At 42.7% G+C, this 20,637-nt stretch carries 18 protein-coding genes; 15 read left to right on the top strand and 3 right to left on the bottom strand.

The genetic code is table 11. The features are described 5' to 3' along the window. Positions 1-12 precede the first annotated feature (12 nt). The gene (locus SB660_RS03840; RefSeq protein ID WP_410581438.1) at positions 13-270 is read left to right on the top strand and encodes a hypothetical protein; all 258 of its coding nucleotides are present in this window, start codon (positions 13-15) and stop codon (positions 268-270) included. A 35-nt stretch (positions 271-305) separates the two neighbouring features. Here the strand turns inward: SB660_RS03840 and SB660_RS03835 are convergent, their stop codons facing one another. Then, positions 306-1,151 carry a helix-turn-helix domain-containing protein gene (locus tag SB660_RS03835; RefSeq protein WP_410581436.1) on the bottom strand — a complete coding sequence of 282 codons (846 nt, stop codon included), beginning with the start codon at positions 1,149-1,151 and terminating at the stop codon, positions 306-308. Between the two features lie 181 nt (positions 1,152-1,332). On the opposite strand from SB660_RS03835, the gene SB660_RS03830 reads away from it, so the two are divergent. From SB660_RS03830 to qoxD, 8 genes are all read left to right on the top strand, one after another. Beyond that, positions 1,333-2,511 carry a galactokinase gene (locus tag SB660_RS03830; RefSeq protein ID WP_410581434.1) on the top strand — a complete coding sequence of 393 codons (1,179 nt, stop codon included), beginning with the start codon at positions 1,333-1,335 and terminating at the stop codon, positions 2,509-2,511. Continuing rightward, positions 2,511-3,503, top strand: a complete 993-nt coding sequence (galE, locus tag SB660_RS03825) for a UDP-glucose 4-epimerase GalE (protein WP_410581432.1) — start codon at positions 2,511-2,513, stop codon at positions 3,501-3,503. The genes SB660_RS03830 and galE overlap by 1 nt, the downstream gene beginning before the upstream one ends. A 34-nt stretch (positions 3,504-3,537) precedes the next feature. Further along, a complete protein-coding gene (galT, locus tag SB660_RS03820; protein ID WP_410581430.1) occupies positions 3,538-5,064 on the top strand; it encodes a UDP-glucose--hexose-1-phosphate uridylyltransferase in 1,527 nt (508 codons plus the stop codon). 4 nt (positions 5,065-5,068) lie between these two features. After that, on the top strand, positions 5,069-6,151 hold the full coding sequence (locus SB660_RS03815; protein WP_410581428.1) for a M24 family metallopeptidase: 1,083 nt from the start codon (positions 5,069-5,071) through the stop codon (positions 6,149-6,151). A 516-nt stretch (positions 6,152-6,667) separates the two neighbouring features. Then, entirely contained in the window at positions 6,668-7,624 is a 957-nt protein-coding gene (qoxA, locus tag SB660_RS03810) for a cytochrome aa3 quinol oxidase subunit II (RefSeq protein WP_144461925.1), read from the top strand. Between the two features lie 27 nt (positions 7,625-7,651). Continuing rightward, complete coding sequence (gene qoxB / locus SB660_RS03805) at positions 7,652-9,610, top strand: cytochrome aa3 quinol oxidase subunit I (protein ID WP_003215069.1); 1,959 nt, start codon at positions 7,652-7,654, stop codon at positions 9,608-9,610. Continuing rightward, entirely contained in the window at positions 9,610-10,227 is a 618-nt protein-coding gene (gene qoxC, locus SB660_RS03800) for a cytochrome aa3 quinol oxidase subunit III (protein ID WP_007497820.1), read from the top strand. The genes qoxB and qoxC overlap by 1 nt, the downstream gene beginning before the upstream one ends. A gap of 1 nt (position 10,228) precedes the next feature. Beyond that, a complete protein-coding gene (gene qoxD, locus SB660_RS03795) occupies positions 10,229-10,609 on the top strand; it encodes a cytochrome aa3 quinol oxidase subunit IV (protein WP_007497818.1) in 381 nt (126 codons plus the stop codon). 78 nt (positions 10,610-10,687) lie between these two features. On the opposite strand, the gene SB660_RS03790 is transcribed toward qoxD, so the two are convergent. Next, positions 10,688-10,954: a spore morphogenesis/germination protein YwcE gene (locus tag SB660_RS03790; RefSeq protein WP_058013387.1), complete on the bottom strand. Its 267-nt coding sequence runs from the start codon at positions 10,952-10,954 to the stop codon at positions 10,688-10,690. 476 nt (positions 10,955-11,430) lie between these two features. Between SB660_RS03790 and SB660_RS03785 the strand changes: the two genes are divergently transcribed. The 3 genes from SB660_RS03785 (at position 11,431) to SB660_RS03775 (ending at position 14,560) form a co-directional block, all read left to right on the top strand. Continuing rightward, complete coding sequence (locus SB660_RS03785; protein ID WP_058013388.1) at positions 11,431-12,642, top strand: FtsW/RodA/SpoVE family cell cycle protein; 1,212 nt, start codon at positions 11,431-11,433, stop codon at positions 12,640-12,642. Positions 12,643-12,752: 110 nt separating this feature from the next. Next, the gene (nfsA, locus tag SB660_RS03780; RefSeq protein ID WP_180309880.1) at positions 12,753-13,502 is read left to right on the top strand and encodes an oxygen-insensitive NADPH nitroreductase; all 750 of its coding nucleotides are present in this window, start codon (positions 12,753-12,755) and stop codon (positions 13,500-13,502) included. Positions 13,503-13,558: 56 nt separating this feature from the next. Beyond that, positions 13,559-14,560, top strand: a complete 1,002-nt coding sequence (locus SB660_RS03775) for an LLM class flavin-dependent oxidoreductase (protein ID WP_061409953.1) — start codon at positions 13,559-13,561, stop codon at positions 14,558-14,560. A gap of 324 nt (positions 14,561-14,884) precedes the next feature. Here the strand turns inward: SB660_RS03775 and SB660_RS03770 are convergent, their stop codons facing one another. Continuing rightward, the gene (locus SB660_RS03770) at positions 14,885-17,311 is read right to left on the bottom strand and encodes a S8 family peptidase (protein ID WP_339164402.1); all 2,427 of its coding nucleotides are present in this window, start codon (positions 17,309-17,311) and stop codon (positions 14,885-14,887) included. Positions 17,312-17,811: 500 nt separating this feature from the next. On the opposite strand from SB660_RS03770, the gene SB660_RS03765 reads away from it, so the two are divergent. The 3 genes from SB660_RS03765 to SB660_RS03755 all read left to right on the top strand — a co-directional run bounded on the left by SB660_RS03765 (position 17,812) and on the right by SB660_RS03755 (position 20,619). Further along, the gene (locus SB660_RS03765; RefSeq protein ID WP_410581423.1) at positions 17,812-18,090 is read left to right on the top strand and encodes a hypothetical protein; all 279 of its coding nucleotides are present in this window, start codon (positions 17,812-17,814) and stop codon (positions 18,088-18,090) included. 52 nt (positions 18,091-18,142) lie between these two features. Then, entirely contained in the window at positions 18,143-18,976 is an 834-nt protein-coding gene (locus tag SB660_RS03760) for a PRD domain-containing protein (RefSeq protein WP_410581421.1), read from the top strand. A gap of 254 nt (positions 18,977-19,230) precedes the next feature. After that, positions 19,231-20,619, top strand: a complete 1,389-nt coding sequence (locus SB660_RS03755) for a sucrose-specific PTS transporter subunit IIBC (protein ID WP_144493158.1) — start codon at positions 19,231-19,233, stop codon at positions 20,617-20,619. Positions 20,620-20,637 lie beyond the last annotated feature (18 nt).

Here is a 20,637-nt window from a genome sequence, read left to right as displayed (position 1 = left end):
AGGTGATGTGAAATGAGCAGCAGGCCAGACGAATTATATGATGTCATATATCAGCAAACAGAAAAGCAGCATGAACAAGTGCTGAGGTTAGTCAAAGAATTGACCGCACATCCAGAATCGTTTTCGGAACAAGAAAAGGAAAAGATCAACCGAATGGACATTGCGCTTCAAACAGCAACGGACATTTTGGAAAACTTAATGACACCTGACACGCAAATGACCATTGTTTTAAGACAAGGGAGAATTCATGTTGACCTGACGAAAGCGTAAAAGAAGCAGCCAATTGTGAAAGCGGCTGCTTTTTATTATGCATCGCTTGTTTCCCGCAGTTGCTTTGGAGACATGCCGATTTTCTTTCGAAAAACTTTATTCAAGTAATTCGCATTTCTGTAGCCGCACTGTATGGCGATTTCTTCAATCGAGTATTTTGTTGTTTTCAATAACGTTTCCGCCTTTTCTAACCGAATATTGGTTAGATAGTGAATAGGTGTGAAGCCAGTGGCCTTTTTGAATTCCCTTGTAAAATGACTTTTGGATAAACGTGCCGCAGCTGCCATATCGTCTGGGCCAATTTCCTCGTGAAAATGATGGCTGGCAAACAAGGCAGCTTGAACGATGGGCTCGGGCCATTTCTCCATTTGTCCCTCAAGCTTTGGCAAATATGAATACAGTTCCATGACAAATTGATAAGCAAGGCTAGACCCCTCAAATGGATTGGTAATCCGTCTTTCACTGGCTTCATCATAAATGGTCTTGAGCAGGCGGATCGGTCTGGAATTCGGATGAAAACGCATGACCTGCTTTCCTTGGTCAATAAATTGGTCAAAGCAAAGATCGCAGGCTTCCCCGTAAAGCGTTAAATAGAGAAATTCCCAATGCTCACTGTCTTCTGGAAAATAATATTGGTAGGCACTTGGGCTTTTCACGAGAAAGGCCTGACCGGGCAATACTTTGAAACGTTTCTCTCCGATTTCAATCATGCCATGTCCAGACAGTGTGAGCTGAAAGATGCACTTGCCTTGATCCTTCCGCTCCACGCCATTCCAGCTATATAACGAAGAAGATTGAACTTCCCAGCCAACAGACCAGATTTGTGCCGGCAATGTCAAATCAGAATGGTGAAAACGAAATGCAAATGCTTCTTTCTTCAAATTGGAAACCCTCCTTCACAGCAAAAAACAACCTTTTTCTATTTAGAATCATGTTACACCTCATATCACATCGTACCATTCACAGCAAAAAAAGGGTATTCTTTAACGATTTTTTTACCATTGAACTGATGCTCCTGGGACAACTAAAATAAAAGTATCAGAAGAGAAAAGGGGAATGGATATGATCGATACGTTACGCGCGGCATTTCACCAGCAATTTGGAGATAGGGAAGAACTTCGCTATTTTTTTGCCCCAGGAAGAGTGAATTTGATTGGTGAACATACAGATTACAATGGAGGACATGTGTTTCCATGCGCGCTTACTCTCGGAACGTATGCTGCCTGTGCAAAGCGTTCAGATGGCCGCGTGAGAATGTATTCCTTGAACTTTGCTCGTGATGGTGTGAAAGAATTCAATCTTTTTGAAATCGCTTACGTAGAGTCGGACGGCTGGGCAAATTATCCGAAGGGTGTGTTCAAGCAGTTTATAGAAGCAGGAATGAAGATAGAAGATGGCTTTGACATTGTGTACAGCGGCAATATTCCAAATGGCGCAGGTCTGTCTTCCTCTGCCTCTATAGAGCTTGTCACCGCTGTTCTCATCAATGAATGGCATTCATTCAGCGTTTCAAATGTCGAACTTGCTCTTCTTTCACAGCGTGCAGAGAATGAATTTATTGGTGTCAATTGCGGGATCATGGATCAGTTTTCGATTGCCCTTGGAAAAGAAGATCACGCCATTTTGCTCAATTGTGACATCCTTGCCTTTGAATATAGTCCGTTTCGGCAAGAGGGACTGTCGCTTGTCATCGCCAATACAAACAAAAAACGGACACTGGCTGATTCCAAATACAATGAGCGCCGGTCAGAGTGTCAGTCTGCTTTAAATGATCTTCGAAAAGACATTGACATTACCCACCTATGTGAGCTCACTGTGGATGAATTTGAAGGGCATGCCCACTTGATAGAAGATGACATATGCCGCAAACGTGCAAGACATGTCGTGACGGAAAACGAGCGGACGATGAAAGCAGTAAATTTTCTGAAAGATGATAAAATGGAAGAACTAGGTGGGCTCATGAAGGCTTCTCACCTTTCTTTAAAGAATGATTATGAAGTGACAGGAAAAGAACTAGATGCACTAGCAGAAGCGGCTTGGCGTCACCCTGGGACAATTGGTTCCCGTATGACAGGTGCAGGCTTTGGCGGATGCACGATCAGTATTGTGAAAGAAGAGATGCTGGCGTCATTTATAGAAGAAACTGGTGCGATGTATCAAGAGAAAACAGGCATTCAAGCCTCTTTTTACACAGCTGGAATTGGAGGAGGCGCAAGAGAACTCACGAAGGAGGAAGTGTAATGACAATTTTAGTTTGTGGAGGAGCAGGTTACATAGGCAGTCATGCGGTGGCGGCTCTTTTAGCGAAAGGCGAACGAGTAGTGGTAGTGGATAATTTGCAGACAGGCCACAAAGAAGCTGTTTTGGAAGGAGCTGTCTTAGAGGAGGGAGATTTACGAGATCACGTCTTTTTAAGACAGGTGTTCAAAAGGCATCAAATAGAAGCGGTCATGCACTTTGCTGCAGATTCACTTGTTGGGGAGAGTGTAACAGACCCGCTTAAGTACTATGACAACAACGTCGGTGGGGCAACTGCTTTACTACAAGTCATGAATGAATTTGATGTGAAACACATCGTCTTTTCTTCAACTGCTGCTGCATACGGTGAACCGAAGCGGGTGCCGATCGTTGAAACGGATGAAACGAACCCAACGAATCCTTATGGAGAAACGAAACTAGCGATTGAAAAAATGCTGAAGTGGTCTAAAGAAGCGTATGGAATAGAATACGTGGTTCTTCGCTACTTTAATGTAGCTGGTGCCCATACAGAAGGACTTGTCGGAGAGGATCATCAGCCTGAGACGCATCTCATTCCAATTATTCTGCAAGTTGCTTTAGGAAAAAGAGATCAAATCATGATTTACGGTGATGATTATGAGACAGAGGATGGCACGTGTATTAGAGATTACATTCATGTGATGGACTTAGTAGAGGCACACATCTTAGCCGTTGACCGGCTGCGTGCTGGAAAAGGCAGTGCGACCTACAATTTAGGGAATGGAACAGGGTTCTCCGTGAAGCAGGTCGTAGAAGCTGTTAGAAAAGTTACGGGGCATGCTATCCCGGCACAAATGGCAAAAAGGCGTGCGGGAGATCCAGCAAAGCTGATTGCTTCTTCTGAAAAAGCGCTGCAAGAATTGGGATGGACACCTCAATATGCTGACCTTCACACGATCATTCAAAGTGCGTGGGATTGGCTTCAGAAGCATCCAGATGGCTATCAAAGTGAATAAAACGTAAAGGCAGGCAAGAGAGGGGACTGAGGGAATGGCGATTGATATTTTTGAAAAGCTGGAACAGCTGATTCAATACGGGATTAATAAAGAGCTGATAACATCACTAGATATCGAATATACGAGAAATCGACTGCTTGAGGTGCTCAGGCTCGATGAAGCGGAAGCAAGAACAGTTTCAGTCTCAGTAGAAGAAGACCTAGAAGACATCTTAATGCCGATGCTCGATTGGGCAGTAGAAACAGGACTTATCCCTGAGGGGACGGATACGTATCGTGATTTACTAGATGCGAAAATCATGGGCTGTTTGGTGGCACCTCCAAGTGTCATCTATGCAAAGTTTGAGGAAAAACGTCAGCAGGGAGGACCGAAGGCAGCTACGAGCTGGTTCTATGAAATGCAGCAGCATGCCCACTACATTCATACAGGCAGGATTTCCAAAAATGTACAGTGGTTTACACCAACAGACGATGGCGTGCTGGAGATCACCATTAATCTATCAAAGCCAGAAAAAGACCCTAAAGCCATCGCTCAAGCGAAGAAGCTCAGTCAAAAGCAATATCCTCTTTGTCTCCTTTGTAAAGAAAACGTAGGATTCGAGGGGCGGATTAACCATCCAGCGAGACAGAATCACCGGATTATTCCTGTGACACTCTCAGGTGAATCGTGGTTTCTGCAATTTTCACCTTATGTGTATTATAACGAGCACTGCATAGTGTTCAAAGGCAAACATGAGCCAATGAGCATCACCAAAAAGACCTTTGAACGACTGCTTTCCTTCATATCTATATACCCGCACTATTTCATCGGGTCAAACGCCGACCTTCCGATTGTCGGAGGCAGTATATTAAGTCATGACCATTTTCAGGGTGGTGCCCATGAATTTCCGATGGCAAAAGCAGAGATGGAAGAGGTCTTTTCTCTCAACGCCTTCCCAGATGTGCAAGCTGGTATTGTGAAATGGCCGATGTCTGTGATCCGCCTTCGAAGCAGTGAGCGGCAGCCGCTCGCAGATGCAGCAGACTTTATCTTACATGAGTGGAAACTGTATTCAGATGAAGAGGTGGGGGTCATCGCTCATACAGGAGAGACTCCTCACAATACCGTCACACCTATTGCGCGGCGCCACGGGGATGCCTATGAATTAGATTTAGTGCTGCGTAATAACCGTACAGACAAGCAGCACCCGGACGGCATTTTCCATCCGCACGAAGAAGTCCACCATATTAAAAAAGAGAATATCGGATTAATTGAAGTCATGGGCCTTGCTGTGCTTCCTGGTAGATTAGCAGAGGAATTAAGCCAATTAAAAGAGGCTTTGCTATCTGAAAGCCCACTTGAAGAAATCAAAGCCCGGCCTGCGATCATGAAGCACGAGACTTGGGCAAAGCGGCTGCTTGAAGAGAACGCCTTTACAGAGGAGAATACCGAAACCATTTTACAAAAAGAAATCGGCATTATTTTTTCTCGAATTCTCTCCCAAGCAGGTGTGTTTAAAAGAACTGAGCAAGGGAAAACAGCTTTTAACCGTTTCATTCAAACACTTCAAACAGGCAGGTGATTAGATGATTGAACAAGTAAGAGAGCTAATGGAAGAAAAGCAGCTCGATGGTGTTTTGATTCAAAAGCGAAATAACTTCTCCTTGCTCACAGGCGGAAGAAGGAATCACATTGTGTTAAATACGCCAGAGGGCGTGTGTCAGCTGCTCGTCTTAAAAGACGACCTCGTTCTCATTGTGAATCAAATGGAAGAAAAGCGGATCATTGAAGAAGAAATGGCGCACGTCGATCATCCGTATCAAGTGGTCACAATGGATTGGTATGAGGATGAGGCCCCATACATTCAAGAACTCGCAAAAGGTAAACGAATTGGGACGGATATTCAAATGGATGGATTCGAATGGATTGAACCGAATTTGTCGCATGTCCGCTCGATCCTTACTGCCTCACAGCTCAGACAATATGAAACGCTTTGTCATGAAACAGCGGTCATTGTAGAAAGTGTCTGTCAAGAAATCGTTCCAGGGCAGACCGAGCACGAAATTGCTTCGCTTGTTGCCCAAAGAGCTATTGCGCAAGGGATGACGATAGAGGTTCTGCTTGTGGCAACGGATGACCGGATCCATCAATACCGTCACCCGATTCCAACAGATAAATCTCTTCAAAAGCACGCGCTTGTTGTTCTCTGCGCGGAGCGGCACGGGCTCGTTGCAAATGTCACAAGGTCTGTTTACTTTGGTCAGCTTCCGAAGGAGCTTGAAGAGAACAAAGAGCGGCTAGCACGAATTGACACGGTCATGAATGCCGCCACACGTCCTGGGAAAACATTAGGTGATGTTTTGAAAGCAGGTATTGCTCAGTACGAAAAAGAGGGTTTCCCTGATAGCTGGAAAAAGCTTCATCAAGGGGGCAAGACGGGATTTGTATCTAGGGAAATCATTGCCGTTCCCTCATCGAAGGAAGAAATTCAGCTGCATCAAGTGTTTACATGGAACCCTTCGTTGCCTGGACTGAAATCAGAGGATACGATTGTTGTAGAAAAAGAGGGCAATCGCTTTTTAACGTATACAGGCAAGTGGACGTACATGGACATTGAACATGAAGGGGAGATCTATAGACGACCTGACATCTTAGTGAGGGATGAATAAATGCAGAGTGCCGGCGCTGAGCCGGTTTTTTGCTGGAAGTCTTTAGCGAGATTCCACTATTTCAGCATCATTACCAATTCTTACAGCGTATACACAGAGGATCGATACTTTCTTTTCTTGTGAACTTGCGTTAAAATGAGTAAGGTTTTTGTTAAATGTGGGGATGCCTATTTCGAAATTGTTTACCTAGATAAAATTTCATTAAGTTAAATTGAAATTTGACCAAACTTTTTTATTGTGGTAAACCTAAATTTGACAAAGTTCTTGATTGTTTGTCCTTTGCCTTCAACTCTCAACTTTTCAAAATCCTAGAAATTTATTGTGTGTGCAATAATATAAATTTATGTCGAATTTATGACATTTTAATAGAAATCTGTTGAAAAATAAATGAACTTTTGAAAAAAGGGAAGCTAACTCTAACAGATTTTGATAGCATTACAAAGGGAAGAAAAGTTTTCGAAGGCAGATGGCTTTTCACAATTATTCAGCAATTTATACATTATCTAAGGAAGGATGGTGATCTTCTTGTTCAGAGCCATTAAACCTATGCTTTTATTAGCGATGCTCGTGAGTGTTTTTTTATTAGGAGGTTGCAGCAATATCGCTGTTTTAGATCCTAAAGGACCTGTCGCAGCACAACAAAAAGACTTAATCCTTTTATCCATCGGATTCATGCTCTTTATCGTTGGTGCGGTATTTGTACTGTTTACCATCATTTTGGTTAAATACCGTGAGCGTAAGGACGTTGGAAACGCCTCTTATAACCCAGAACTACACGGGAATACGCTTCTAGAAGTTGTCTGGACAGTGATCCCAATATTAATCGTTGCTGCCCTTTCAGTTCCAACTGTAAAAACAATTTACTCTTTGGAAGAGGCACCTCAAGCAACAAGCCATAAAGATCCTCTTGTCGTTTATGCTACAGCTGTTGATTGGAAATGGATCTTCAGCTATCCAGAGGAAAATATTGAGACAGTGAACTACTTAAACATTCCAAAAGATCAGCCGGTTTTATTCAAAATCACTTCTGCTGATACAATGGCATCACTATGGATTCCTCAGCTAGGCGGGGAGAAGTATGCGATGGCTGGAATGGAGATGGAACAATATCTTCAAGCTGATCAAGTTGGCACATATGAAGGAAGAAACGCCAACTTCACAGGCGAAGGCTTTGCTCAGCAAAAATTCAAAGTCAATGCGATGACGCAGTCTGACTATGATAAATGGGTAAGCAAATCGAAAAAAGAAGCACCGAAGTTAACGAAGAAAACGTATGACTACTTGATGCTTCCTGATGCTGCAGATGTGCAGACATTCTCATCAACACATTTATCCTTTGCGAAGCATGGAGAGGATTCTGAATACGCACTCCAAGCACGCAAACGTTTAGGTTACCAATCAGTTTCTCCGCATTCCAAAACAGATCCTTTCGAGAATGTGAAGAACTATAAAAGAAAACTAGATAATGAATAAACTGACTAAGGAAAGGAGGAGGCCGTTATGCATTTGAAATGGGATGAGTTTTTTGTAACTGGAGACCCATTAATTCTTGGTGCGCAAATTTCTATCGCTCTTACTTCCATTGCTATCGTGTTTGTTTTAACCTACTTTAAAAAGTGGAAATGGCTCTGGAAAGAATGGCTAACATCAGTTGATCATAAAAAGCTTGGGATCATGTATATCCTTGCTGCTGTGATTATGTTCTTCCGCGGTGGGGTAGACGGACTGATGATGCGCGCACAGCTGGCGCTTCCTAATAATACGTTTTTAGATTCCAACCACTATAATGAAATATTCACAACGCATGGTACGATCATGATTCTATTCATGGCAATGCCATTTTTAATTGGTTTAATCAACGTCGTTGTTCCTCTTCAAATTGGTGCACGTGACGTTGCATTCCCTTATTTGAACAACCTGAGCTTCTGGACATTTATGGTCGGGGCGATGCTGTTCAACATTTCCTTCGTTATTGGAGGATCACCAAGTGCAGGCTGGACGAGTTACATGCCGCTCGCCGGAAATGATTTCTCACCAGGACCTGGACAGAACTATTACTTGCTCGGGCTCCAAATTGCAGGTATTGGTACACTTATGACTGGTATTAACTTCATGGTGACCATTTTAAAAATGCGTACAAAAGGTATGACGCTTATGCGTATGCCAATGTTTACATGGACAACATTGATCACGTCTGTCATCATCGTATTCGCATTCCCTGTACTAACAGTTGCTTTAGCACTTATGACATTTGATCGTTTATTCGGTTCTGCATTCTTTACACTCGAAGCAGGCGGTATGCCAATGCTTTGGGCGAACCTTTTCTGGATTTGGGGACATCCTGAGGTATATATCGTTATCCTGCCGGCTTTCGGTATTTTCTCAGAAATCTTTGCGACGTTCTCAAGAAAACAGTTGTTTGGTTACAAAGCGATGGTTGTATCGATTGTGGCAATCTCTGTTCTTAGTTTCCTTGTGTGGGTTCACCACTTCTTTACAATGGGTAACAGTGCAGCGGTTAACTCATTCTTCTCGATTACAACAATGGCGATTTCTGTACCAACAGGTGTGAAAATCTTTAACTGGCTCTTTACAATGTATCGAGGCCGTATCAGCTTTACTTCACCAATGCTTTGGGCACTTGGTTTCATCCCGAACTTCGTTATCGGTGGTGTCACTGGGGTTATGCTTGCGATGGCAGCTGCGGATTACCAGTACCATAATACGTACTTCCTTGTATCCCACTTCCACTATGTATTAATCGCAGGTACTGTCTTTGCATGTTTTGCTGGTCTTGTTTTCTGGTATCCAAAAATGTTTGGTTACAAGTTAAACGAAAGAATCGGCAAATGGTTCTTCTGGGTATTCATGATCGGATTTAACATCTGTTTCTTCCCGCAGTACTTCTTAGGACTGCAAGGAATGCCAAGACGTATTTATACGTATGGACCAGAAGATGGCTGGACTGCACTAAACTTTATTTCAACAATTGGTGCATTTATGATGGGTGTCGGATTCATCATCCTTTGCTACAACATTTACTACAGCTGGAGACACGCGAAGCGTGAAGTGTCTGGAGACAGCTGGGGAGAAGGACGTACTCTTGACTGGGCAACATCTTCTGCAATTCCGCCGCATTATAATTTTGCAGCACTTCCAGAAGTGACAACACCAGATGCATTCCATCATTGGAAGCAAAACAATGTAGACGTTCATCCTGAAAAAGAATTCAAAAAAATTCACATGCCGCACAATTCAGGCAGACCGCTTATCATGTCTGCATTCTTCGGACTTGGAGCATTCGGTCTTGTATTTGAATGGTACTGGATTGGCGTTATTGGCTTAATCGGTGTATTCGCAACAATGATTTTACGTTCATTTGAATATGACGATGGCTACTATATTCCTGTTGAAGAAGTGATTGAAACAGAGAAAAAGAATAAGGAGGCGCAGAAGTAATGGGACATAATGATAGCAGCTATGCAAATGCACCGCTTGAATATCAGTCTGAAACGGGACGTTTAAACATCCTTGGTTTCTGGATATTCCTTGGCGCGGAAATCGTGTTATTCTCAACACTTTTTGCGACCTACTTTGTTCTTCATGGCAGAACAGCTGGCGGCGTTTTACCAGCTGAGCTGTTTGATATGAAGCTTGTATTGATCATGACATTCCTGCTATTGGTTAGTTCATTTACATGCGGGATTGCTGTTCATGAAATGCGCCGTGGAAGTACAAAAGGGGTTGTCATTTGGACGATTCTCACACTGCTTCTAGGTGCAGGCTTTGTTGGCTTTGAGATTTTCGAGTTCTTCCATTATGTACATGAGGGTGCGAGCATCCATACAAGTGCGTATTGGTCTGCATTCTTTGTACTCTTAGGAACTCACGGACTACACGTATCCATCGGTATCTTCTGGATTACCGGGGTCTTGTTCCAAATTAAAAAACGTGGATTAACTCCACAAACAGCAGCGAAGATTTTTATCTCAAGTCTATACTGGCATTTCCTTGATGTTGTCTGGATTTTCATCTTCACAGCTGTTTACTTGATCGGATTAGGGGGGCTTTTGTGATATGGCTGGAAAAACACATTCCTCAGCAGAGCACGAACACTTCCCTTGGAAACACGTAGTTGGCTTCATTCTTTCTATCGTGCTAACCATCTTAGCATTCTGGATTGCCATTGGAGCTGAAATTGGCAGTTCTGCAAAACTATGGATTATCTTTGGTTTTGCTTTCATTCAAGCGTTCTTGCAGCTATTCATGTTTATGCATATGACAGAAAGCGAGAACGGAACTGTTCAAGTCGGAAATACATTGTTTGGTCTGTTTTGTGCGATTATTTTCGTTATCGGATCTGTTTGGATCTTTGCGGCTCACTACAGCCACGGAGAGAACAGCAAAGACGGTTATTCACCTTCTGCGCCAAAGCAATCTGAGCATTCAGAGAAATAATAAAAAAACCACTCATCTCTTAAAGGTGAGTGGTTTTTATCATGATGTTGATAACGCCTCCAATAATTGGTGCGTTGTTTATCTGGTGCTGCTGAATCTTTTGCGAATGAATGGAAGTCCATAAATGAGGAACGCTGCAACGTGTGCCAAAATGACGTTAATGGCAAAGAATGCGATCATGAAGGTATGTCCTGCTGGAGATAAACTGCTTGTCATGTAAAGACCGAAGAAAATCCACATAATCATAATAGGTGGAATAGAAGCTAGTGCAATTTTTCTGTTTTCAAGCCATAAAAACAGGGGTGTAGCCGTTGCAATACATAGGTACGCAAAGAACATATCCATCGTATCCAACTCCTTTGTAAGTTGATGTTCAATTCAAATGAGAGGTCAGGATGCAATTGTGTCTGTTTTTAGGAGATATTGTGAACATTTTGTTACAAGTATTATACCACAATTGACTTTGAAGTAAACGCAATTATTGGAAAATGGGCCTTATTCCGTAGAAAGCGGCTTTTTCCTTTTCTCTCCGTACAGCTTATGCTGGCATGATCATAGCTTGTTATATCACCACATAGGTCATTGAATTTTCCCCTTAATATCTGTAAAATAATCTTTTTAAAGGACTCATGATCGGTTGAATGGAAAGAGTATAGAGGAATTTTTTCCTATTGTTAGGATGAAAAGTATTTCATTTTTTGAAAAATGATTGGAACCTTTCGGATGTATCTTCCGTCATATTTAAGGTGAGTTGCTTTTGTGAAAATTTCAATCTAATATAAATAAGGGCTTTTATGTTGTGTAATAAGGGTGGTTAGTTCATGAACAAGCAGAATACATCTCCGTACTATCAAGGGGATTTAATTTTTATATTTTTAGCCTTCTTTGCCATTAGTGTCATTGCAATTTATGCTGCGGGTCAATTTGGGCAGTATGGATCTAATGCATGGACGAGGCAGATCATATACTACATGGTCGGCGTTATATGTATTGTAGCCATAAATTACTTTGATTTGGAGCAATTAGAGAAGCTAAGTCTTTATATTTTTATAGGCGGCATTCTGTTGTTACTTTTTCTGAAAGTCGCTCCTGCACAAATCGGAGGTCATGATTTTGCCCCAATTAAAAACGGTGCAAAAAGCTGGTTTGTGATACCGGGGATTGGGACACTTCAGCCCTCAGAGTTCATGAAAATTGGTTTGATTATGATGCTTGCATCAGTCATCGGCAAGTCAAGTCCTAGAGGAAAACGGACATTAGAAGACGATATCTTCCTACTATTAAAAATTGCCGGTGTAGCAGCTGTTCCAGTTGGATTGATTTTCCTACAGGATGCAGGTACAGCAGCTGTCTGTATGTTTATTGTCGTTGTGATGGTGTTTTTATCAGGGGTCAATTGGAAGCTGATTTCTCTCATCGGTTCTGTGGTTGTGCTTTTAGTTGCCGCTGTGTTAGCCGTGATCATTCTCTTCCCTGATGTTGCAAAAACAATTGGCATTCAGCAGTATCAGATTAACCGGATTACCGCTTGGCTGCCTGATAGCTCTACATCAGCCAATCAAGCGCAGACTCAGGATGCGTCCGGGTCTGATAAATATCAAGTAGACCAGGCCATTATGGCTATTGGTGCTGGACAGATTTTTGGGAATGGAGTTAAAAACTTAAAAGTCTATGTCCCAGAAGCACAAACAGATATGATTTTCTCCATTATAGGAGAAGCGTTTGGCTTTATTGGCTGTGCGTTTGTTGTGATCATGTTCTTCTTCTTGATCTACCGGCTTGTCGTACTGATTGACCGTATCCATCCTTATAGCCGATTTGCGTCATTCTTCTGTGTAGGATATACAGCACTTATTGTGATCCATACGTTCCAGAACATTGGGATGAACATAGGTGTGATGCCTGTAACAGGAATTCCGCTTCTATTTATCAGCTTCGGAGGAAGCTCTGTCTTATCTGTTCTCATTGGATTTGGGATTGCTTATAATGCAAGTGTTCAATTAACGAAATACCAAAGTTATTTATTTAAATAAAACGGGTAAGGGCAGTCTAAGCATAGACTGTCTTTTTTCATTCGAGTTTTAATTTTTGAAAAGCCATATGTCTTTATCTTATGATAGTAGAAGTGAAGGAGGTCTTCGAATTGAACAAAACGATAGAAACGATATTAAATCATCGGTCCATCCGTTCGTTTACAGACGAGCGTTTGTCCGAAGAAGAGGTGCTGACACTCATTAAAAGTGCACAGGCTGCTTCGACATCAAGCTATGTACAGGCGTACAGTATTATTGGTGTGACAGATCAAGAGAAGAAGGCCAAGCTTGCTGAACTGGCTGGTAATCAGCCATACGTTGAGAAGAATGGGCATTTCTTTGTCTTCTGTGCAGACTTGAAACGCCATGATGATATTGCAAAAAAAGCAGGGAAGAATCATCAGGAGGCGCTTGAGAATACAGAAGCCTTTCTCATTAGCGTCATTGATACGGCGCTCGCTGCGCAAAATATGAGTATAGCCGCAGAATCAATGGGACTTGGGATCTGCTATATTGGCGGTCTGCGCAATCAACTGAGAGAAGTCTCTGATTTGCTTGAAACACCATCATATGTGCTGCCGTTATTTGGTCTGGTTGTCGGACATCCAGCGAGTCAATCGTCACAAAAGGAACGGCTGCCAGTTGAACTCATTTATCATGAAAATTCATATCAGCAAGATGAAACGCATGTGGATCGTTATTTAAAAGAATACGATGACCGTATTTCATCATATTATGAAGAACGGACAAACGGAGAGAGAACCGATACTTGGTCTAAGCAGATGCTTCGCGGCTTTAGTCAGCCAAAGCGTGCCTTCCTTGGAGAATTTGTGAAAGAGAAGGGCTTTAATCGAAAATAAATAAGACATCCCCCTTTCGATGGAGAGAGGGGGATGTCTGTAAGAGGAGCAGTAAGATGAAATTAAGTATACTGGATCAATCTCCTTTGATTGGAGATGCAACACCTGCTGAAGCCTTGAAGCAAACGGTTGAATTGGCAAAGCAGGCAGAAAAGTGGGGCTATCACCGTTTTTGGGTATCAGAGCATCATTTTTCAAACCGGCTTGCAGGATCGAGCCCAGAGGTGCTCCTCGGTCATTTATCAGCTGTTACGTCACATATACGTATTGGGTCAGGCGGTGTGATGCTGCCTCACTATAGCGCCTATAAAGTAGCAGAGAACTTCAGGGTTCTCGAAGCCCTCGCTCCTGGCAGAATCGATCTTGGGATTGGACGTGCTCCTGGTGGTATGCCCATTTCCTCCATAGCTCTTCATCATGGTGAACGAAAACGTCTAGGTGATCAATATCCTGAGCAGGTAGAAGAGTTGAAGGTCTATTTACACGACCTAGCGGATGAATTTTATCCGCTCCCCCATTTAACCGCTTCTCCGAAAGTAGAGACTGCACCAGAGGTATGGATGCTTGGTTCCTCTGGAGGAAGTGCAAGACTTGCGGCAAAAGCAGGTGCAGGCTATACGTTTGCACTATTTATCAATGGTGAAGGCGGAGAAGATTCTGTGGAGCAATACATCAACCGGTTCGAACCTTCAGCATTCGGTGATGAGCCGCGCGTCAGTCTCGCGGTCTTCGTTTTATGTGCTGAAACAGAGGAGCAGGCAGAAAAACTGGCAGTCAGCTTAGATTTATCTTTACTCGCCAATGAACAGGGGCAAAACCTCGGAGGCTTTCCTTCATATGAAAGTGCACAAGCTTATTCCTATAGTCCATATGAACAAAAACGAGTGGCTGCCAATCGTCAAAGGATGGTGGTGGGGACGCCATCTTCTGTGAAAAAGCAGCTGACGGCACTAACGAAGGCTTATCGTACAAATGAAGTGATCGCCGTGACCATCACTCACCGCATGCAAGACCGGCTCACATCTTATCGTTTATTAAAAGAAGCCTTTGATGCATAACGTATGTATGTCTGTTTAACGTCCACGCAGCCAGTAGAGAGGGAAGAGGAGCATCATGATGAAAATAAACGAGGCTGTCACAAGCAAACTAAGCGGGTAAATGAAGGACACATAGACCGTCAGCTCGCATGCTTGATGAAAAGGACGAGAATGTTTCGCATATAAAAGGGTGAAAAAATATACCAAGGTGATCGTTAGAAAAAAAGCAGTAAAACAAGAAACGATCCATAGCAATATCAACATCAGTTTCTCTTTCCTCCATATATGATCGAAAAGCCTTGATGAGTTGATCCGCTCATACAAGGCTTTTCTTGTGATTCACATTTATTCAGGGTAAATATCGAAAGGTTCCTTCGTTTGAACAGTGTCGGATTTTCCTTTCAGACTTGCATACGCAAGCATAGTATACTCACCAGGTTCGAGCTTTTGCCCTTGATTGATTGTGCCATTCCATTTTACGCGGTGTTCTCCTTTATCAACGTGTTGATAAACACCTGCTTCACCTAAATACTCTCCATCTGTCGAGTAGACGAGGAATGCAAGGTTTTCAGCTCCGCCAGGCAGATAGCTGCTAATGACATAGCTTCCAGCACGGTTATCCGGCTCTACAGAAACCGAAGTGACGCGCGGATAATCAGGTTCTTTTACTATCAATAAAGTCGGAATCTCTGTGACCTTTCTGCCATTTTCGCGAAGGGTAATGCTGCCTTGGTACGTTCCTTTTTTGGTTTTACCGTAGTTCACTTGTACCGCGGAAGTAAAGGACCCCGTGGAATTCCCTTTGACAGTGATTTTCTTCGTTCCGTTTGTGCTGATGCCGCTGCCATCAAATTTGTAATCAATGGTATACGTTTTCGGTGCTTTTGATAGGTTTTCTACCTTGAATTTCTTTGTTTTGATTTGAACGCCTTTTTCTTTCAAGAAAGTGCCGTAAGAATAACTCGCATCAGAAACGATAGATGACGCTTGGAGTGATTCGATGATTCGAACACTGCCTGTCCCTTGTGTGTTGTGAGGGAATGGGCTGCCGTTTGCGTCGAATAGTTTTTCTGCTGTATTCATCAGCAATGCTTTTATTTGTTCTGTTGAGTAAGATGGCTTTGCTTGCTTCATGATCGCTGCAACTCCTGCCACATGCGGTGAAGCCATGCTTGTTCCTTGCTTTGAGCCATATCCGTAAGGCTGAGAAGGATCATGCGTTGGGATGGTGCTTACAATGCTGACGCCTGGCGCTGATAAATCAGGCTTAATCATCCACGTATCCACAACTGGTCCGCGAGAGGAGAAGTCAGCGACTTGCTCACTAAGCTCTTTGACAAATTGAATGGAGAAAGTCGTTGTATTGTTTCCAGCCTCAATGGCTTTGACAAGCGCCGTTCCTTCAGCTTTTGATAGCTTAATCGTTGGAAGAGCGAGACCTGGTACATCGACTGGAATTTCTCCATCGGTGTTGTTATACATCACAACGCCGATTGCACCAGCAGCTTTTGCATTGTCGACTTTATCAACAAAGGCAATGGCTCCTCGTTCGATCACGGCAACCTTTCCTTTCACATCGATGTCTTCAAATGCTTTTTCGTCACCGATACCTGCATGGACGAGTGTGACTTGTTTTTGGTCAAGTGCTTTTAAATCACTCTCTTGGTAGTAGCCCATCACTTTTGCAGTAGAATAGTTCGGGAATTTCACATTGTAAAGGCTATACGGAAGCTGAGTTGCTCCGACTGAAATGGCATCTCTTGACGTGCCGGGAGATCCGACTGTCCAGCTGTTTGGACCGCTGTTTCCATTCGATGTGACAGCGACAACGCCTTCAGACATAGCCCAATCGAGTGCAATACTTGTGGCATAATCAGGGTTATTCACACTGTTTCCGAGAGAGAGGTTCATGACATCTGCTCCATCAGTAACCGCACGGTCGATGCCTGCAAGGACGTTTTCAGTTGTCCCAGAACCGCCTGGCCCAAGTACACGGTACGCAAGAAGTGTGGCATCCTTTGCGACACCTTTAATTTGTCCATTGGCAGCGATTGTCCCTGCGACGTGTGTGCCATGGTCTGTCGATTCACCTCTAGGGTCTCCTTTAGGTGTCTCTTGCGGAGAATAATCGTTATCAACAAAATCATAGCCTTTGTATAAACCAAAGTTTCCTTTTAAATCAGGGTGGGTATAGTCTACCCCAGTATCAATGACAGCGACTTTTACCCCTTTTCCAGAGTAGCCGGCATCCCAAGCTTTTGGTGCACCGATAAATGGAGCGCTTTTATCCATAAGAGGGGAGACATCTTCATTTGGAAGCTGAATGCTTTCCTTTTTCACTTCATCTGTTTGATATGTAACATCCGGATAAACGGCTTTTACTCCGTCAACTGCGAGCAGCTTCGGAATTTCGTTTGCAGGAAGTTTCATAGAGAAACCAGAGAAGACTTTTTCATATTCTTGACGAACACTCGCTTTATCAACTTCTTTGAGTGCTGCATTTTTTATTTTTGTTCGAGATTTTTTGAGGGAGGCCTTTGTTTGAGCTTTGCCTTCTTGCTTTGCTTCAACTAAGGATTTTTCCTTTAATTCAACAATGACAGTGGTATGTTTTCTAGATTTGACATTGATTTCACCGAAGATTTCTGCTTTTTCCAGTTCCACCTGTTTGTTCGATGGAGCGGCACTAGCCTGTTGACCTGTAAAGAATGTGGATAAAATAAAAATAGTGGAGAACAATAGAATAGAAGAACGAGAGATAACCTTTTTCATTAATTTTCCCCTTTCTAGCTGTGTTTTTAGGGAGATAGCCTTTCTTTTTGTGGATAAATAGGAAAGATTCACTGCCCGTTATTAAGTATTCAATACGATGAAAACAATTCCTTTACTAAAATGGTCTTATTTTACATAGTCATAAAGGACTATTTTGTTTATAAAGTCTCACTTATGCACAAACTTCTGTTGATAACTCAATTATTTAGATATATATATGGAAAATAAAAAAATCCCATACACAAAATCTAGTGTCAGGGTGTTGATATGTGGATAAACCCTGTTGATAAGGTGTGCTTATCTTTTGGATATAGTGTGTATAAAATTTTTATTCAAACATCCTCATACATGATCATCTTCTCCACTTTTCAACAAAACTTCTGAAAACTAGTTTGTTTTTTCACCCAGATTGTGACAAACCTCTCTTTTTTCTCGGGATATGATAGGAGCAGTTGTTTTGCTAGAACTGCTAGATTCTAAGAAAAGCGGAGGGATGTTCAGTGAAGAAATTCAAAAACTGGTTGAGTGTATGGTTTGGTTTCATGATGAATGTGCTTGTGAATCCTAGTGTGATGATGAAGCAGCAACGTTTGCAGGCGGCTGCGGTGGATGATCGTTTCTTTCAAGTTGTGAACGAGAGAGAGCTAGAGAAGCTGGCAGAAGAAAAGAACAAGAAGCGCAGGTCAGAGAAACCGTTTAAGCAAAGTCTGATGATGCTTGATGAGAAGACCACGAGAGAGGCGCGTGCTGGTCCGCTCTTACCTTTACATGGGAGATGAAACAGGGTAAAATCCCACATAAGAAACGTTATCTGGTGGGAGAGGATACCCCTTGAAGATATATAAAATATTGAATAACAATGCAGTGGTTATAAAGGAAGGTGATCAGGAGAAAATTGTGATGGGGCCCGGAATTGCTTTTCAGAAGGGGAAAAATGACGTCGTTCCCGTTCAAAAAATAGAGAAAATCTTTGTTGTGCGTGAAGAAAATGAGAAATTCAAACAAATTCTTGCGACATTGCCCGAAGCGCATATTGAGGTGGCAGAGCATATCATCAGTTATGCAGAGGGTGAACTGATGATGCCGCTTAGTGATCATATCCATATATCACTGACTGACCATTTATCCTTTGCTATAGAGCGCATTCAAAAGGGCATTGTGCTATATAATAAATTGCTTGGTGAGATCAAAGTCTTATATAAGCAGGAATATGATATTGGAAAGTATGCCATTCGTTATGTAAAGGATCGGCTTGGGGTTGAACTGCCGGACGATGAGGCAGGGTATGTGGCACTCCATATTCATACGGCCAAAATGAATACGGAGTCTATGAAAAAGACCGTGAAATATACAACGATGATCAAAGAAATGATCGAGCATATAGAAAGCTATTTTCAGCATTCAATTGATGAGGATAGTATTTCCTATCAGCGGCTTGTGACACATTTGAGGTATGCATTAAGCAGGTTGGAATCAAATGAGGCATTTCAAATTATGGACGATGACATGCTGAATTTTATCCAAACAAAGTATGATTTGGCTTACCAGTGTGCACGTGGACTCGCTGATTTGTTGAAAAATGAATATGAACTTCATCTCCCTGAATCGGAGATCGGCTACATCACGCTGCATGTCCAGCGTCTGCAGGATGCCGAATTGGTTTAGTGGTTGTGCCTGCATGCAGGCTTTTTTTTGTGCACACTACTTTAAATAGTGTATATGGGTCAATAGATTCGAAAAAAGAGGTTGACGCATATCACGCTCTTATACTATGATGAAAGCGTAATCAAAATTTGATATTGTGGGATTGTGACTGTCAGGCAGGCAAGACCTAAAATTTGCGTAACGAGGGGACGTGTATGTCCTTTTATCGTTGGTGAATTTTAGGTCTTTTTTGCTTTAAAAAAGGAGGAGACAACATGGATTATCAAAAAACAGCTAAAGAATTAACAGAACTATTAGGCGGCAAGGAAAATGTCATCAGTGCCACGCATTGTGCAACAAGACTCAGATTGGTGATGAAAGATGAGGAACTGATTGACAAAGATGCCATTGAGGAACTTGAAGGGGTAAAGGGGGCTTTCTCAAGCTCGGGGCAATTCCAAATCATTTTTGGAACGGGTGCAGTCAACAAAGTATATGAACCATTTGCTCGTGAGACCGGCCTTGAGACAGACGACGAGAAACAAAAACCTGTCAGCCATGATGAAGCAGTGAAACAAAAAATGAATCCACTCGCACGTTTTGCAAAGACGTTATCAAATATTTTTGTGCCGATCATTCCAGCCATTGTTGCAAGCGGTTTATTAATGGGCTTATTAGGCATGATGAAAGCCTTCAAATGGGCTGATCCAAGCTCCGCGATCTTCCAAATGCTTGATATGTTCTCAAGTGCAGCTTTTATCATTTTGCCGATTTTAATTGGGGTCAGTGCAGCGAAAGAGTTTGGTGGAAATCCGTATTTAGGAGCTGTCATTGGGGGGATTATGATTCACCCGAGCCTGCTCAACCCGTGGGGACTGACGGATGCGAAACCAGAGTATATGCATTTATTCAATTTTGATATTGCTCTTCTTGGTTACCAAGGAACAGTCATTCCAGTGTTATTGACTGTGTACATCATGTGTCTTGTTGAAAAGAATTTACGAAAAGTGGTTCCGAACAGTATTGATCTACTTGTGACTCCATTTGTGACGGTCATTGTGACTGGATTTGTGACGTTTATTGCTGTTGGACCGCTTGGAAGAATGCTCGGTACAGGAATTTCGAATGCACTGACATTTATTTATGATCATGCAGGGTTCTTAGCAGGACTCATTTTCGGAGGAGCCTACTCACTCATTGTACTCACAGGGGTTCATCATAGCTTCCATGCGATTGAAGCTGGACTGCTGAATGATATTGGGCGGAACTATTTGCTGCCAATCTGGGCGATGTCTAACGTAGCACAGGGCGGGGCAGGCTTGGCGGTCTTTTTCTTAGCGAAACGAGCGAAAACAAAGGAAATCGCACTTCCTGCAGCTTTCTCTGCTTTCCTAGGGATTACCGAGCCCGTGATATTCGGTGTCAATCTCCGCTATCGTAAGCCGTTTATCGCCGCGATGATTGGAGGCGCATTAGGCGGGGCATTTGTTGTCTTCACAAAGGTAGCAGCCAATGCCTATGGTTTAACAGGTATTCCGATGATTGCGATTGCAGCGCCATTCGGTGTGCAAAATGTGGTGAATTATGTGATTGGTATGTTCATTGCTGTTGCGGTCTCATTTACTCTCACTATCATTTTTAAAGTAAAAGAAGTAGAAAAATAAGCAAGGAGTGGTCACAGT

The sequence above is a fragment of the Bacillus sp. SIMBA_005 genome, from assembly GCF_046535585.1.
Taxonomy (GTDB): domain Bacteria; phylum Bacillota; class Bacilli; order Bacillales; family Bacillaceae; genus Bacillus; species Bacillus pumilus.
This window is presented reverse-complemented; position numbering and strand designations above follow the sequence as displayed.